This is a genomic window from Bilifractor sp. LCP21S3_F8, assembly GCF_052117805.1.
Lineage (GTDB): Bacteria > Bacillota > Clostridia > Lachnospirales > Lachnospiraceae > Bilifractor.
Genome location: NZ_JBQKIK010000034.1, coordinates 13677 through 29076, shown reverse-complemented (window position 1 = coordinate 29076; position 15400 = coordinate 13677). Strand labels below are relative to the sequence as shown.

At 51.5% G+C, this 15400-nt stretch carries 15 protein-coding genes, 1 tRNA gene and 1 other RNA gene; 16 read left to right on the top strand and 1 reads right to left on the bottom strand.

What is annotated here, in order from left to right; genetic code table 11:
- Positions 1-35 precede the first annotated feature (35 nt).
- The 9 genes from ACTQ3A_RS12565 (at position 36) to ACTQ3A_RS12525 (ending at position 6707) form a co-directional block, all read left to right on the top strand.
- Positions 36-108, top strand: a tRNA-Asn gene (locus ACTQ3A_RS12565).
- 318 nt (positions 109-426) lie between these two features.
- Complete coding sequence (locus ACTQ3A_RS12560) at positions 427-1785, top strand: GH1 family beta-glucosidase (protein ID WP_441101364.1); 1359 nt, start codon at positions 427-429, stop codon at positions 1783-1785.
- A 159-nt stretch (positions 1786-1944) separates the two neighbouring features.
- Positions 1945-2130, top strand: coding sequence for a DUF6472 family protein (locus ACTQ3A_RS12555; RefSeq protein ID WP_441495027.1), 186 nt, complete (start codon positions 1945-1947; stop codon positions 2128-2130).
- Between the two features lie 167 nt (positions 2131-2297).
- Entirely contained in the window at positions 2298-2711 is a 414-nt protein-coding gene (locus tag ACTQ3A_RS12550; protein WP_441485846.1) for a cytidine deaminase, read from the top strand.
- A gap of 205 nt (positions 2712-2916) precedes the next feature.
- Positions 2917-3876: a radical SAM protein gene (locus tag ACTQ3A_RS12545; RefSeq protein WP_441495028.1), complete on the top strand. Its 960-nt coding sequence runs from the start codon at positions 2917-2919 to the stop codon at positions 3874-3876.
- 101 nt (positions 3877-3977) lie between these two features.
- Entirely contained in the window at positions 3978-4778 is an 801-nt protein-coding gene (gene proC / locus ACTQ3A_RS12540) for a pyrroline-5-carboxylate reductase (protein ID WP_441495029.1), read from the top strand.
- Between the two features lie 260 nt (positions 4779-5038).
- Positions 5039-5602 (top strand): DJ-1 family glyoxalase III, encoded by a 564-nt coding sequence (locus ACTQ3A_RS12535; protein WP_441495030.1) that lies wholly within the window; start codon positions 5039-5041, stop codon positions 5600-5602.
- A gap of 96 nt (positions 5603-5698) precedes the next feature.
- On the top strand, positions 5699-5956 hold the full coding sequence (locus ACTQ3A_RS12530; protein ID WP_441495031.1) for a kinase: 258 nt from the start codon (positions 5699-5701) through the stop codon (positions 5954-5956).
- A gap of 28 nt (positions 5957-5984) precedes the next feature.
- Complete coding sequence (locus ACTQ3A_RS12525) at positions 5985-6707, top strand: HAD family hydrolase (RefSeq protein WP_441495032.1); 723 nt, start codon at positions 5985-5987, stop codon at positions 6705-6707.
- A 50-nt stretch (positions 6708-6757) separates the two neighbouring features.
- Here ACTQ3A_RS12525 and ffs read toward each other — a convergent pair.
- An RNA gene (gene ffs, locus ACTQ3A_RS12520) (signal recognition particle sRNA large type) lies at positions 6758-7021 on the bottom strand.
- Between the two features lie 191 nt (positions 7022-7212).
- Between ffs and ACTQ3A_RS12515 the strand changes: the two genes are divergently transcribed.
- From ACTQ3A_RS12515 to ACTQ3A_RS12485, 7 genes are all read left to right on the top strand, one after another.
- Positions 7213-8292, top strand: a complete 1080-nt coding sequence (locus ACTQ3A_RS12515) for a 6-phosphofructokinase (RefSeq protein WP_441485841.1) — start codon at positions 7213-7215, stop codon at positions 8290-8292.
- Between the two features lie 186 nt (positions 8293-8478).
- The gene (dnaX, locus tag ACTQ3A_RS12510; protein WP_441495033.1) at positions 8479-10134 is read left to right on the top strand and encodes a DNA polymerase III subunit gamma/tau; all 1656 of its coding nucleotides are present in this window, start codon (positions 8479-8481) and stop codon (positions 10132-10134) included.
- A complete protein-coding gene (locus tag ACTQ3A_RS12505; protein WP_441101374.1) occupies positions 10127-10477 on the top strand; it encodes a YbaB/EbfC family nucleoid-associated protein in 351 nt (116 codons plus the stop codon). The genes dnaX and ACTQ3A_RS12505 overlap by 8 nt, the downstream gene beginning before the upstream one ends.
- Positions 10477-11073, top strand: coding sequence for a recombination mediator RecR (recR, locus tag ACTQ3A_RS12500; RefSeq protein ID WP_441101375.1), 597 nt, complete (start codon positions 10477-10479; stop codon positions 11071-11073). Before ACTQ3A_RS12505 ends, recR begins: the two co-directional genes overlap by 1 nt.
- A 284-nt stretch (positions 11074-11357) precedes the next feature.
- Positions 11358-12200 (top strand): transketolase, encoded by an 843-nt coding sequence (locus ACTQ3A_RS12495; protein WP_441101376.1) that lies wholly within the window; start codon positions 11358-11360, stop codon positions 12198-12200.
- Complete coding sequence (locus ACTQ3A_RS12490; protein WP_441101377.1) at positions 12188-13126, top strand: transketolase family protein; 939 nt, start codon at positions 12188-12190, stop codon at positions 13124-13126. The genes ACTQ3A_RS12495 and ACTQ3A_RS12490 overlap by 13 nt, the downstream gene beginning before the upstream one ends.
- A 182-nt stretch (positions 13127-13308) precedes the next feature.
- On the top strand, positions 13309-15192 hold the full coding sequence (locus ACTQ3A_RS12485) for a DUF5711 family protein (protein WP_441495034.1): 1884 nt from the start codon (positions 13309-13311) through the stop codon (positions 15190-15192).
- Positions 15193-15400 lie beyond the last annotated feature (208 nt).

The window sequence follows — 15400 nt, the reverse complement described above, 5'->3', positions numbered from 1 at the left end:
TATGTACCTTCTCATAATTTAAGGAAATGAAATATTCCTCCTTAGCTCAGTCGGTAGAGCGCATGACTGTTAATCATGATGTCGGCGGTTCGAGTCCACCAGGGGGAGCTTGGTAGAGCCCGTAAATGTAATATTTACGGGCTTTTTTGCCGTATGTGGGGGTATGTGTTTCGGACAGGGAAGGTAAATCGTCATGCCTCACAAGCGGGAGCACACATATGGTATAAGCTGTGGATACTTGTACATTTCGCACAGAATCATGTATAATTTTGTATCAGAAGGCATAAAGTTTATGGCCGGGTGAATATCCATGCGGTATATTGTGCTTACGCCGTACACAGTATAAACTGCAGACCAGCGAAGTGATGCAGGAACTTATGCATGTCGGATATGGATCAATGATATTTCAGATATTAGGAGTCAGATATGGGATTTTCGAGGGATTTTGTTTGGGGAGCTGCGACCAGTGCGTATCAGATTGAAGGCGCCGCCGGTGGTACTGGAAAAGGAATGAATGTATGGGATGTATTTACGAAGGAACCGGGAAGAATATTCGATGGCCACACGGGTGACACGGCCTGTGATCATTATCATCGCTTTCGCGAGGATGTGAAGATCATGAAAGAGATCGGGTTGAAGGCATATCGTTTTTCGATCGACTGGTCCCGTGTGCTGCCCGAGGGAACCGGGCGGGTAAATGAGGAGGGCATCCGGTTTTACAGCGATCTGATTGATGAACTCCTGAGAAATGGCATTGAACCATATGTTACTTTATTCCATTGGGAACTGCCCTATGAGCTGTATAAAAAGGGCGGCTGGCTGAACCGGGACATCGCGGAATGGTTTGGAAATTACGCGCGGCTGATCGCGGAAAGGTTCAGCGACAGAGTGACACATTTCTTCACCTTGAACGAGCCTCAGTGCTTTGTGGGACTGGGATACCTGAATGGAGTTCACGCGCCGGGACTGAAATGTCCGCTGCGCGATACCTTTGAGATGGCTCATAATGCGCTTCGTGCTCATGGACGCGCGGTTCAGGCGCTGCGACAGTACGCAAAACAGCCGCTGATTATCGGATATGCGCCGACAAGCGGAGTCATTTATCCGGCGAGTGAAAAAACTGAAGATATTGAGGCAGCAAGAGAAAAATATTTTTCCCTGCAGGATGATGATTCCAACTGGACCTGGAACGTGACATGGTGGTCAGACCCTGTTCTGCTGGGACACTATCCGGAAGAAGGTCTCATAAGATATGAGAAATATTTGCCACGGATTACAGACGCAGATTTGAGGCTGATTTCCGAGCCGATCGACGTCTATGGACAGAATATCTATAACGGCAGGGCTTTTCGTAGGGGAGCCGATGGAAAGCCGGAGGAGGTGGAAAGAATCCCCGGGTATCCAAGAACAGCGTCAAACTGGCCGGTCACACCGGAATGTCTGTACTGGGGACCGAAGTTCCTTTATGAGAGATACCAGAAACCCATATACATCACCGAAAATGGCATGTCGTGTCATGACGTGGTTTCAGTCGACGGCAGAGTGCATGATCCGAACCGTATAGATTTTCTGACGCGTTATCTGCATGAATTGAAACGAGCGGCGGATGAGATCGATCTGCGGGGATATTTTCTGTGGTCACTGATGGATAATTTTGAATGGGCCCAAGGTTACTCAGAACGGTTTGGACTTGTTTATGTGAATTATAATACGCAGGAGCGGATAAAGAAGGATTCGGCATATTGGTACAGCGATGTGATTCGGACAAATGGAGCCGGTCTTTGATTTACGCGAACAGTGAGCCGCAGCCGAATGCGAAGTATTCGTGTGCGGCGAGCGTCGCGATAGCGAGATAAAACTCGCGCAGCGTGTTTTATCTCGTTTTATGCCCGGTCTCCATATAGCCGGGCAGTTTCACAATGATCTGATCAGAGGAGCAGAAGAATGGGATGGAAGGGAAGCTGTGATACGTGTGCGTATCTTATCTATGATGAAGACTTTGGGGAGTACCTGTGCGATATCAATATGGACGAGGATGATTTCTCAAGACTGTTGCAGGATGAACATGCGGAATGCCCTTACTATCGAAATGGAGATGAGTACGCAGTAGCAAGGAAGCAGGGATTCTGATTTACGCGAACAGTGAGCCGCAGCCGAATGCGAAGTATTCGTGTGCGGCGAGCGTCGCGATAACGAGATAAAACTCGCACAGCGTGTTTTATCTCGTTGGAAATGTCCATATCGGATCCTATACTGTGTAGAATATTGTTACACTAACCGCAGACGGAGGAGAAGAAATGACAGGTGAACAGAATCTGATCAGGGAAGCTTATCTTGCCCGGGGAAACGCGTATGCTCCATACTCAAAGTTCCGGGTAGGAGCGGCGCTTCTAGGGAAAAGCGGACGTATATATCGTGGCTGCAATATTGAAAATGCTTCCTTTGGGGCAGGGATCTGTGCGGAACGGGCTGCTTTTGCGAGGGCAATATCCGAAGGAGAGATGGAGTTTGTTGCGATTGCAATCACAGGAGGAGAAGACTCCGCGGAATCCTTTCATTACTGTCCGCCATGCGGTATCTGTCGCCAGGTAATGAGAGAGTTCTGCAGGCCGGAGTTTAAGATCATACTCGAGGATACGGAAAAGGGAATGCGTTGTTTTTCACTTGGCGAATTACTTCCGGAAAGCTTCGGGCCGGATTCTCTGGAGTAAAGGTGTCTTAAAAAAATTCGATGCCTGCAGGATTACATAAAAACCTGCAGGATTTCATTTACGCGAACAGTGAGCCGCAGCTGAATGCGTAGTATTCGTGTGCGGCGAGCGTCGCGATAGCGAGATAAAACTCGCGCAGCGTGTTTTATCTTTAAAATAGAGACATCAGTTTATTTGAGTGTTAGGGATATAAGTGTATTTACATATGCATGATCAGAAAAAAATCAATGAGGAATCGGCGTTTCTTTCACAATACATGAAGTCGTGCCGGATCTGTCCGAGACGATGCGGAGCGGATCGGGAGAACGGAAAGACTGGAGTCTGCGGTGTGTCCGCCGATTTGTATGTGACAAGAGCCGCACTGCATTTTTGGGAGGAGCCCTGTATCTCCGGGAGCAGGGAGAACGGAACCGCAAATGGATCGGGGACAGTTTTTTTCTCCGGATGCTCTTTGAAGTGTGTCTATTGTCAGAATTATGAGATTGCGCACGCGAGGACAGGGAAGAAAATCACGGTCGACAGGCTGGCCGAAATCTTTCTGGAGCTCCAGGACAAGAAGGCCAATAATATCAACCTGGTGACACCGACGCAGTATGTGCCGCAGATTGTCCTTGCGGCAGATAGGGCACGGAAAATGGGACTTAAGATTCCGTTTGTGTGCAACTGCGGAGGATATGAAGATCCCGAGACTTTGCGGCTTCTGGATGGTATCATCGACATCTATCTGACAGATTTTAAATATATGGAGGCCGATCTGGCAAAGAAGTATTCCGGAGCGGAAGATTATCCGGAATGGGCGGCCCGATCACTGGCGGAGATGTACAGACAGTGTCCGGAATCTGTTTTTTCCGAGGATGGTCTGATGAAAAGGGGGATCATCGTAAGAAATCTTCTGCTTCCCGGACATGTCCGAAACTCAAAGAAGGTGGTAGAATATGTCTGGACAAACTATGGAGACAGGGTATGGCTCAGCCTGATGAATCAGTACACGCCTTTTGAGAGGATTCGGAACAGGTATCCGGAGATCAGCAGGAAGGTAACACGGAGAGAATACGACGCGCTTATTGATTATGCGCTGGAGCTTGGCGTTGAGAATGCGTTTATTCAGGAGGGCGGTACTGCGGAGGAGAGCTTCATTCCTTCATTTGACGGAGAGGGCGTCTGAGATGAAGAAACACCGGTTCGGGCAGCAGAGATTCTGCTGAATCACTATTGAAACGGTCGGATACAAGAAAGTCGGAATTGCGACAGAAAAGAGGTATCAGGATGGATATTAAAATCGGATTTATCGGCTGCGGAAATATGGCAGGCGCGATGATCGGAGGAATTCTGAAGAAGAAGCTTGTAAATGCCGGGAATATCATGGCATCGGCAAAGAGCAGAGAAACGGTAGAAAAAGCGGAAAAACAGTTTTCCATTGCCACGACGCAGAACAATATCGAGGTCGCGGAATTTTCAGACGTCCTTGTTCTTGCGGTGAAGCCTGTATACATGGAGGAGGTGGTCCGTGAGATTGCGGATCATGTGCGTGAAGATACAATTGTGGTAACGCTTGCGCCGGGCAAGACGCTGCAATGGCTGAGGGAGACTTTCGGAAGACCGATCAAAATTGTGAGAACCATGCCGAACACGCCTGCTCTCGTAGGCGAGGGCATGACAGCGCTCTGTCCCGATGGTTCTGTGACCGATGAGGATCTCAAGGTTGTGCGGGAGATTTTCGAAAGCTTCGGGCGCTGTGAGATTGTGAAGGAAAATATGATGGATGTCGTTACAGGGGTGAGCGGAAGTTCTCCGGCCTATGCGTTCCTCTTTATAGAAGCACTGGCGGATGCTGCTGTACACGATGGAATGCCGAGGAAGCAGGCATATGAGTTCGCGGCGCAGACGCTGCTTGGAAGTGCGAAGATGGTTCTTGAAACCGGAAAGCATCCGGGTGAGCTTAAGGATATGGTGTGCTCTCCGGGTGGGACGACGATCGAGGCGGTTCGTGTGCTGGAAGAGAAGGGATTTCGAAGTGCGGTAATAGAAGCTACGCTGGCCTGCATTGACAAGGCAGGAAAATTATGACCCAATCTGAAGTCTCGCACGCAGGAGTGCACAATGTCCGGTTCGCACCATAAAAAATTATTGTGGTTTCCGGGATACAGTGCGGCAGGACATGATATCAATAAACAAATGTGCTCCGGGATTGTGTGTGGGAGGACGCAGATCGACGAGCGAACGTGCTCCGCGTACGGGCGTCAGAATACGGGAAAGATTTAGAAAGAATAATAAAGAATAATTCAGAAATAATAACTCAGAAAGAATGACTCAGAAAGGATAAGACTATGGCTAAGGTATATGTATTTCTTGCGGACGGTCTCGAGGAGGTCGAGGCCATGACACCGGTTGATGTTCTCAGAAGAGCAGGAAATGAAGTGATTACGGTCTCTGTCATGGGCAGAAAATGGATCAGAGGTTCTCACAAAATCTATCTTGAGGCGGACCGTCTGATTCAGGAGGTAAAGTGCGAGGATGGTGATCTGTACGTTCTCCCCGGCGGAGGCGAAGGTACAAAGAACCTTGCGGAAAACCATGAACTTGCGCAAATACTGAACAGCGCGTATATCTCCGGCAGTCATATCGCGGCGATCTGCGCAGCACCGTCGATCTTCGGAAAGATGGGATTTCTGGAAAGCAGAAAGGCTACGGTATATCCCGGGATGGAAGACACTCTGACCGGAGCAGAATATCAGGATGTGCCGGTTGTTACGGACGATAATGTCACCACCGGTCACGGTCCCGGGGCTGCCTTTGATTTTGCTTTTGAGCTCGTGCGTATCCTGAACGGGGAGGACAGTGCGAGAGAGCTGAAGAAACAGATGGTATTTCAGCATGATACGGTAGTGTGACTGGAAAACAGATGGCATTTCAGCATGAAACGGCAGTGTGACCGGAAATACAGATGATACGTAAATGACAGCGCGACGGGAGAATAACAGATTGTCATGAGACTGGAGAAGATTCAGAAGCTTTTAAAGGAAAAGGAATATCCGTTTACCTATGCGGAGGATGATGGTGTAGGCAGTATTGATTTCATCGATCGGGGTTTGTCCTATCATATCTGGGAATTCCGGAATGATGACGGCAGCTGCGGGGCGGAGACCAACCTTATGCACGCGGGGCATATGGAGGAAGTGACCGGAGATTACGAGAACGAGATCTGCAGGACACTGGAGATCTTTGACAATCGTCAGGGCATGTAGTTTTCAGGGCGGGGAGGATGAGAATCCGTTGAGCTGGAGGGAGATCGAATCAAAAATCATACAGAGAAGGCCGTGGCCGCATGCCGTTATTTTTGACATGGATGGTCTTATGTATCGGACGGAGCAGATGATCCGGGAAGCGTGGGACATTGTCGGACCGGAATTCGCCGGACAGCCGCTCGGAGATGAGATTTTTCACACAATGGGCATGAACCGGGCACTGCGGGTCGAGTATTTTCATGGAAAATTCGGCATGGATTTTCCGTATGAGAAGTTTGAGAAAAAATACAAGGCCATTGTGACACGAAAAAAGCTGACCGAGGGAATTCCGGTTCAGAGAGGTCTCTTTGAATTGCTTCAATTCCTCTCGAATGAAAAAATTCCGATGGTGCTTGCCACCGGATCCAGCAGCGGGCATACGTACCTGAACCTGGCGGTCACCCGGACACCGAACGTTTTTTGTTCCGTGATCTGCGGTGACATGGTCAGAGCCGCGAAGCCGGATCCATTCATTTACCAGCTTTCATGTCAGAAGCTCGGAATGAAACCGGAGGAAACACTGGTTCTGGAGGATTCTGTCAATGGGGTGAAGGCCGGTTTTGCAGCGGGAACACCGGTGATCATGGTACCGGACCTGCAGAAAAATACTGCTGCGGTCGACGGCATGTATCTTCAGAAAATGTCATCTCTGCTGGACGTTCGGGACTACATACGCGACAGATATCAGCTGCGGGACAAAAAGCAGATCTAAAGAGGGAGAAAATTTGGCGACCGGAATCAGATGCCGGAAAAATAAAAATACCGCGCGCATCCCGTCGATCCGTCCCCCACATGCGTTACTTCTGCAGTTAACTCGGCCCAGGCGACCCTACGTCACACGAAAGGTTCTGCTTAGTGCTGCTGCATTCCTGCCCTGACACGGTTCACAGATTTCCGTTGCGTAAGACCCGGACGTCATCGTCACTTACAGAAGGCAGCCACGAAAGGACTAAGGCCTCTGTTCAGCATCACCCCTGCTATAGCGGATTGCAGGTACAGGGAGCCGCTGCTTCCCCGGTTGCGCGGATAAGGTGAAGTATAACGTCTTTGCGTTCAAAAGTCAACGGGGCTTTGCCAGTTGCAGTCCAACACGCAGCTTTGCCGGTTGCGGACAAACAGAAACTATTCTTGTGTGAGAAAGGGATTTATTTTATAATAAGGGAAGCAAAATGGTGAGGCATGACGCGAGTCGATTGCACTCAGGAAAGGACAAAAGTATGATGAGAATTGGTATGTTGACAAGCGGAGGCGACTGTCAGGCTCTGAATGCTACTATGCGGGGCGTAGTTAAGGGCCTTGCGAATAATCTGGATGAGCTTGAAGTCTATGGTTTTATGAATGGATACAAGGGTCTCATCTACGGCGATTACCGGATGCTGACGGATCACGATTTTTCTGGTATCCTTACCCGAGGCGGTACAATTCTCGGCACATCCCGTCAGCCATTTAAACTGATGAGAGAGCCGGATGAGAATGGCCTCGACAAGGTGGAAGCCATGAAGCAGAACTATTATAAGCTCCGCCTCGACTGCCTGGTGATTCTCGGAGGAAATGGAACCCAGAAGACAGCAAATCTTCTCCGTGAAGAAGGCTTGAACATCATTCATCTTCCGAAGACGATTGATAACGACATCTACGGAACGGATATGACCTTCGGCTTTTACAGTGCGGTGGACATCGCGACAAACGCGATTGACTGCATTCATACGACGGCATCCTCTCACAACAGGGTTTTCATTGTAGAAGTGATGGGGCATAAGGTAGGTTGGCTGACTCTTTACGCAGGAATTGCCAGCGGCGCGGATGTGATTCTGATCCCGGAAATCCCTTATGACATCAGCAAGATCATCGATGCAATCAACAAGCGGAAGATGCGCGGAAGCGGATTTACCATTCTTGCGGTTGCCGAAGGAGCAATTCCAAAAGAGATCGCCGCTCTTCCAAAGAAGGAAGCCAAGAAGAAAATGGCGGAGATCGCGAAACAGTTCCCGTCGATTTCTTATAAGATCGCTGATGATATCTTCAAGGAGACCGGCATGGAAATCCGGGTGACGGTTCCCGGCCATATGCAGAGAGGAGGAAGCCCCTGCGCGTACGACCGAATTCTTTCCACAAGAATCGGATCCGAGGCAGCCAAGCTGATCCTTGAAAGACAGTACGGTTATATGGTTGCGCTTGTCAACGGTAAGATCAAGAAGATACCGCTTGAAGATGTCGCAGGCAAGCTTAAGACGGTTGATCCGGCATGCCAGGAAATCAGCGACGCGAAGCGGATCGGAATCTCCTTCGGAGACTGATGCGCGGCAATCCGGAAATCAGCGGCGCGAAGCGAATCGGAATCTTTTTCGGAGACGGATGTCCGACTATCACAGAGAATAGAAAAGGAAAATGCTCCCGCTGGCGGGCCGGCAGAGATGCCGCTCCGACGGGAGCAATTTATCGTTTCGACCGAAGTGTGCAACAGGTATTTAAGGAGTATTTGAATGAGCTATACTGCTCTGTATCGAAAGTTCCGGCCGACTACCTTCGATGAGGTAAAGGGTCAGGATCATATCGTCACGACATTAAAGAACCAGCTGAAGGCAGGGAGAATTGGTCATGCCTACCTGTTCTGCGGAACCCGTGGTACCGGTAAGACAACCGTCGCAAAAATTCTCGCGAGGGCGGTAAACTGCGAATCCCCGCGGGAGGACGGAAGTCCGTGCAATGCGTGCGAAACCTGCAGAGAGATTCTGAACGGAACCTCGGGCAATGTGATTGAGATCGATGCGGCCTCCAATAACGGCGTGGATAACATCCGGGAAATCCGTGAGGAGGTTCAGTACCGGCCAACAAGGGGCAGATACAAGGTTTATATCATAGACGAGGTGCACATGCTTTCCACCGGTGCCTTTAACGCTCTGCTGAAGACGCTGGAGGAGCCGCCGGAATATGTGATTTTTATTCTTGCTACGACAGAGGTCAACAAGATCCCGGTTACCATTCTTTCCAGGTGTCAGAGGTATAATTTCCACCGGATTACGATCGACACGATTGCGTCCAGACTGCAGGAGCTTCTGCAAAAGGAGGGTGTAGAGGCGGAGGAAAAAGCCATCCGCTATGTGGCGAAAGCTGCCGACGGCTCTATGCGGGACGCCCTGAGTCTGCTGGATCAGTGCATCGCTTTTTATCTCGGGGAAAAGCTTACCTACGAAAAAGTTCTCGATGTGCTGGGGACGGTCGACACAGAGGTATTCAGCAGGCTTCTGCGAAGGGTTATTGACGGGGACGCCTCGGGAGCCATCCGGATTCTCAATGAGATGGTCCGCAACGGCAAGGAGATGGGGCAGCTGGTGACAGACTTCACATGGTATCTGCGAAACCTGATGCTGGTGCAGAATTCCGATGATCTGGAGGATGTTCTTGATGTTTCAGCGGAGAATCTCAGGCAGCTGAAAGAGGAAAGCACAATGATTGACAGCAACGGTCTGATGCGGTACATTCGTATATTGTCAGACCTGAGCAATCAGCTTCGTTTTGCCGCACAGAAGCAGATCCTGACGGAAACTGCTCTGATCCGGCTCTGCAGGCCGCAGATGGATACGGATCTGTCCGGTGTGCTGGACCGGATTCGTCAGCTGGAGAAGAAAATGGAAAGCGGGACATTTGTACAGGCAGCTCCCGCCGGTTCCGCCGGGGAAGCGGCAAATATGCCTGGGAGAGGGACAAACCCGGAACATCCGGAAAAACCTGCCGCTGTCAAGGCCGCGCCGGAAGATCTGAAAAGGATCCGGGCGGAATGGAAAAAAATCGCGGGAATGACCCGGGAACCTCTGCATGCCTACCTGGAAAAGGCGGTTCCCAAATATGACAGTGCCAGCGGCAGCAACGTGCTGTATTTGTCCATGGAAGATGATATCAGCCGCACGCAGGTAAATGACGAGTCCCGCAGGGAAGAGCTGAAGGCGGTCATTCGTGAGCTGACCGGCAGGGAGGTTGAAATTGAGGCCGTCGCGCCGGATGAAGGCGGTGAAAAGAAACTGACGGATATCCCGGTTGAGGAGATGCTGGAGGCAGAGATCCAGGGTATCCCGATCGAAGAGGAAGACGATGACGACGGTGAGGAACCGTACGATTATGAAGGAGGCTCCTATGAGTAAAAGAGGCGGATTTCAGGGCGGAATGCCCGGAAACATGAATAATCTGATGAAGCAGGCACAGCGGATGCAGCGTAAGCTTGAGGAACAGGCAAAGGAGATGGAGACCAGAGAGTTTACGTCTGCTGCGGGAGGCGGAGCGGTCAAGGTAACGGTTACCGGAAAAAGAGAGGTAACAAAGGTTGAGATTGACCCGGAGGCGGTTGATCCCGAGGACGTGGAGATGCTGGAAGATCTGATCGTCGCTGCGACGAACGAGGCCCTGCGTCAGGTAGAGACTGCGCAGGCTGAGCAGATGGGAAGCATCACCGGAGGCATGGGCGGCCTCGGAGGGCTTGGCTTTTAATGGCGTATTACAGCGAAAATATTTCAAAGCTGATTGAACAGCTGGGAAGGCTGCCGGGCATCGGGCCGAAGTCCGCGCAGAGGCTCGCGTTTTACATCATCAATATGCCGGAGGACCAGGTGAAGGAGCTGTCGGGCTCGATCATCAATGCGAAGGAGAAGGTACATTACTGCAGGATCTGCGGCAATCTGACCGATCAGGAGCTCTGCCCGATCTGCGCGGATCCGAACCGCAACCACCGGCAGATTATGGTGGTCGAAAATACCAGAGACCTCGCGGCGTATGAGAAAACGCAGAAATACACCGGCGTTTACCATGTGCTTCAGGGAGCAATTTCTCCGATGCTCGGGATCGGTCCGGAGGACATACGGCTGAAGGAACTGATGCAGCGGCTCCAGGGGGACGTCGATGAGGTCATCATTGCGACCAATTCCTCGCTGGAGGGAGAGACGACCGCAATGTATATCAGCAAGCTGATCAAGCCGACGGGAATACGGACGACGAGGATCGCAAGCGGTGTTCCGGTCGGGGGCGACCTGGAATATATCGATGAGGTTACGCTTCTGAGAGCTCTGGAGGGCCGGACGGAGCTCTGATGAGACTTTGAAATCGTACCCCTTTCAACAGTGTAATAACCGGTACGATATTGCACGATTAAAAATTAGCGCCTGTATAAGCGGCGTCCCTTTCAACGGTGCAACAACCGGTATGATATTGCACCGCACAGGAAAGAACGGCGCTATACTGTACCGCACAGGAAAGAATGGTACGATACTGTACCAAATACGAAAAAAAGGTATGATACTGTATCGTACACGGTAGAATCTACGGATTGCACGGCGTTTCGCGCCAAGGCAATTCTACAGGAACAGGAGTAAAAATGGAAAATCTGGAATTACAGAAAATTGCAAATGAAGTCCGCCAGGACATCGTAACCGCCGTACATTCCGCGAAATCCGGCCATCCGGGCGGGTCTCTCGGAGCGGCGGATATTTTTACCTATCTGTATTTTGAGGAGCTGAAGAACATTGATCCGCACGATCCGAAGAAGCCGGATCGTGACCGCTTTGTGCTTTCCAAGGGCCACTGCGCGCCGGGGCTGTATTCCGCTCTGGCGGAGAGGGGCTACTTCCCGAAGGAGGATCTCGTCAGCCTCCGTCATGTGGGCTCCTATCTGCAGGGGCATCCGAACATGAACGACACTCCCGGTGTGGACATGTCTACGGGATCACTCGGACAGGGTGTCTCCGTTGCCTGCGGAATGGCGCTCGCCGCGAAGCTGTCCGGAGAAAGCTATCATGTATACACGCTGCTCGGAGATGGTGAGTGCGAAGAGGGTGAGGTCTGGGAGGCCGCGATGTTCGCGGGCGACAAGAAGCTGGACAATCTCACCGTAATTGTGGACTACAACAATCTCCAGATCGACGGGACCCTGGAGGAGGTCAATTCCCCCCTTCCGCTCGACCGGAAGTTTGAGTCCTTCCGTTTCCACGTCATCTCCGTGGCGGACGGAAACGACTTTGATCAGCTCCGCGCTGCTTTCCGCGAGGCAGCACAGATCAAGGGCATGCCGACGGCGATCATCTGCAGAACCGTGAAAGGAAAAGGTGTCTCCTATATGGAGAACAACTGCGGCTGGCACGGCAAGGCACCGAATGACGAGGAGTACGCGCAGGCAATGGAAGAACTGAAGAAAGCAGGTGAAGCATTATGTCAGAAGTAAAGAAAATCGCCACCCGAGAGAGCTACGGAAACGCTCTGGTGGAGCTTGGAAAGAAGCACGACGACCTGGTGGTTCTGGACGCGGATCTTGCGGGAGCGACCAAGACAGGAATTTTTAAGAAGGCTTTCCCGGAGCGCCATATTGACTGCGGAATTGCCGAGGGCAACATGATGGCCGTTGCGGCGGGACTTGCCGCTGCGGGAATGGTTCCGTTCGCAAGCAGCTTTGCCATGTTCGCGGCGGGACGCGCGTACGAGCAGGTCAGAAACTCCATCGGCTATCCCCACCTGAATGTAAAGATCGGCGCGACGCACGCGGGAATCTCCGTCGGAGAAGACGGAGCGTCCCACCAGTGCCTGGAGGATATCGCGCTGATGCGCGTGATCCCGGGGATGACCGTCATCGTTCCGTCGGACGACATCGAGGCACGGGCGGCCGTCGAGGCAGCATATGCGTACAAGGGACCGGTATATCTGCGGTTCGGACGTCTGGCGGTTCCGGTGATCAATGACAGACCGGACTACCGGTTTGAAATCGGAAAAGGCATCACCCTTCGTGAGGGAAAGGATGTGACCATCATTGCGACAGGACTGGAAGTGCAGTCGGCGCTTGAGGCCGCACAGAAGCTTGCGGCGGATGGCATCGACGCAGAAGTGATCAACATCCACACGATCAAGCCGCTGGATGAAGAACTTATCCTTGCGTCCGCGAAGAAGACCGGGCGGGTTGTCACCGTGGAGGAACACTCTGTAATCGGAGGACTCGGCGGAGCGGTCTGCGAGGTACTTTCGGCGAAGGCACCGGTTCCGGTGCTTCGGATCGGCGTCAACGACGTATTCGGCGAGTCCGGACCGGCTGTGGAGCTTCTCCACAAGTACCGTCTCGACGGGGAAGGTTTATATAGCCAGATCCGCGCGTGGCTTTGATGCGGAGGATGAGCTGACCGGCGCACGCAGGAAGATTGTCCCGGCAGTACCGGCACGTGGGTCTGATGCGGAGGACGAGCTGACCGGCGCACGCAGGAAGATTGTCCTGGCAGTACCCGCACGTAGCTTTGAGAAAAGGAAGACCGGAGATTGTTGGCCGGAGAACGGCTGAAAGGCTGTGAATGAGTGAAGAAGTGAAAAATACAACCGGAGAAGAGAGGGAAATCCCGAAACAACCGGGCAACAATTCTGCGGATGTGGCTTCGAAAGAAAGCCCGCAGAAGACACCTGACATTTCGGAGAAGAAAACTCCGGAACGACCGGAAGAGAAAAACCCGGAAGGACCGGCAGGGAAAATCCCGGAGAAGCCGGAGGAAAAATCCACAGGCAGGCCGGCGGAGAAACCTCCGGACATTCCGAAAGAGAAAACTCCGGATGAACCGGAAGAAAATTCCACAGACAGATCCGTGGAGAAGAATGCAGACATTCGTGAGAACAGCGCACCGGAACGACCGGGAGAAAATCAGGGGAATCATCCGGAGAACCAGACAGAAAAACCTGCAGCTGATCCGGAGAAGAAAACGTCGGATATTCTGAAGAAGAACGGACGGGGGAAAACCCCGGGCGAAAGCTCAGAAAGCTCTGGCAGAGAAGACAGATCTGCTGATGAGGACGAACCGATTTCAGGAGATATGTCGTTTTCAGAAGATGAGCAGCTTCCAGAAGATGAGCCAATTTCAGAAGATGAGGCATTCTTTGATGAAGAGGAAGAACCCGTAAGCAGGGGATTCCCTTTTCATTTCCGCTTCCCGAAAATCCGGATCCGTACCAAAAAGATAGCGGAGCAGGAAAAAGCACGCAGGCTCTCTGAAGAAGCTGTACTTTCCGAAGAATCGGATGAAACGGAGGAAGCGGGCGGCGTCGGCGATAATACGCGGCAGGAGGAACATGTTATCTGGATTCCTGCCGGACTTGCTGCAGTTATTATCATTGTGGCAGTGGTTGTCGTGTCTGCGCTGGGCGCAATCCTCGGTACTGTTTACTGGAAGTACAGGGGCTATGAGGTGGTGGATTCCAGAAAGCAGGAAGATACCATGTCCGCCTCTTACTGCAGCGCAGGAGACAATATTCTGCGGTACAGTACGGACGGAGCCTCTCTGATCAGCCGGTCCGGGACAGCCCTGTGGGACGTCAGTTATTCAATGAACGATCCGGAAGTGGCTATGTGCGGCGATATCATGGCCGTGTATGACAGGGACGGGACAAATATTGTGGTCTGTGACGCGTCCGGGGAAATTGGAACGATGTCAACCAGTCTCCCGATTGTCCGCGCCAAAGTGTGTGAAACCGGGGCTGTAGCCGCTCTGATGCAGGACAGCAGCAATGCCTATGTGGAATATTATGATAAAAAGGGCGCGAAGATTGCCACGATCAAAACCTCTATGGACAATCCGGGATTTCCTCTTGACATAGCACTCTCCGACGACGGTCAGAACATTGCCGTGTCATATCTGAGCTATGACAGCTCCGGTCAGAAGTCCATTGTGCGGTTCTATAATTTCGGCAGTGCCGGTCAGAATCAGATGGACAACCGTATCGCCGACTTTCAGTACAGCAATGTGATCATACCGCAGCTGGAATATCTGGATTCCCAGACTTGTGTCGCGTTCCGGTCGGATGGCTTCTCTGTGTACGGAGGCGAAAGCTCTATCAAAGAGACGGCAACGGTTTCCACTGATCAGAAGATACAGAGCGTTTTTCACGACGCCACCAGAATCGGGATGATTGTAAACGCCGCAGACTCCGGGGATTTTGATCTCCTCGTTTACAATACCGCCGGCAGGCAGCTGCTGGACAGGGAATTTAATTTCGCCTACCGCTCTGTTGAATTTACCGGAGATGAAATCAGTCTGTACAATGGAGCAAAGATCTGCGTCTTCAATATGTACGGCGTGGAAAAATTCAACGGAAGCTACAACGGTACTCCGCAGGAAATTTTTTCCATAGGGAAGCACAGATACGTTGTCGTGAAGGAAAATTCGCTTGATATGATCCGCCTGAAGTAGATTCGCGTCTACAGATATGGTCCGCCTGAAGTAGATTCGTGTCTACAGATATGATCCGCCTGAAGCGGATTAGTGTCCATGAGCAATAACAGAGGGAAACGGAATCGGCAGGAGCCTAACGCAGCGGTATCGGCACACTGCGGATTTGCAGGCAATACGGCGCCCGGCGGATTTGCAAGCAATTCTTGCGTTTTAAAATTGTTTATGA

Excerpts from the sequence above, each read along its gene's own strand:
- recR (WP_441101375.1), top strand. The coding sequence starts at position 10,477 with ATGGCGTATTACAGCGAAAATATTTCAAAGCTGATTGAACAGCTGGGA.
- ACTQ3A_RS12485 (WP_441495034.1), top strand. The coding sequence starts at position 13,309 with ATGAGTGAAGAAGTGAAAAATACAACCGGAGAAGAGAGGGAAATCCCG.
- ACTQ3A_RS12550 (WP_441485846.1), top strand. The coding sequence starts at position 2,298 with ATGACAGGTGAACAGAATCTGATCAGGGAAGCTTATCTTGCCCGGGGA.
- ACTQ3A_RS12505 (WP_441101374.1), top strand. The coding sequence starts at position 10,127 with ATGAGTAAAAGAGGCGGATTTCAGGGCGGAATGCCCGGAAACATGAAT.
- proC (WP_441495029.1), top strand. The coding sequence starts at position 3,978 with ATGGATATTAAAATCGGATTTATCGGCTGCGGAAATATGGCAGGCGCG.
- ACTQ3A_RS12515 (WP_441485841.1), top strand. The coding sequence starts at position 7,213 with ATGATGAGAATTGGTATGTTGACAAGCGGAGGCGACTGTCAGGCTCTG.
- ACTQ3A_RS12490 (WP_441101377.1), top strand. The coding sequence starts at position 12,188 with ATGTCAGAAGTAAAGAAAATCGCCACCCGAGAGAGCTACGGAAACGCT.
- ACTQ3A_RS12560 (WP_441101364.1), top strand. The coding sequence starts at position 427 with ATGGGATTTTCGAGGGATTTTGTTTGGGGAGCTGCGACCAGTGCGTAT.
- ACTQ3A_RS12495 (WP_441101376.1), top strand. The coding sequence starts at position 11,358 with ATGGAAAATCTGGAATTACAGAAAATTGCAAATGAAGTCCGCCAGGAC.
- dnaX (WP_441495033.1), top strand. The coding sequence starts at position 8,479 with ATGAGCTATACTGCTCTGTATCGAAAGTTCCGGCCGACTACCTTCGAT.
- ACTQ3A_RS12535 (WP_441495030.1), top strand. The coding sequence starts at position 5,039 with ATGGCTAAGGTATATGTATTTCTTGCGGACGGTCTCGAGGAGGTCGAG.
- ACTQ3A_RS12555 (WP_441495027.1), top strand. The coding sequence starts at position 1,945 with ATGGGATGGAAGGGAAGCTGTGATACGTGTGCGTATCTTATCTATGAT.
- ACTQ3A_RS12545 (WP_441495028.1), top strand. The coding sequence starts at position 2,917 with ATGCATGATCAGAAAAAAATCAATGAGGAATCGGCGTTTCTTTCACAA.
- ACTQ3A_RS12530 (WP_441495031.1), top strand. The coding sequence starts at position 5,699 with ATGAGACTGGAGAAGATTCAGAAGCTTTTAAAGGAAAAGGAATATCCG.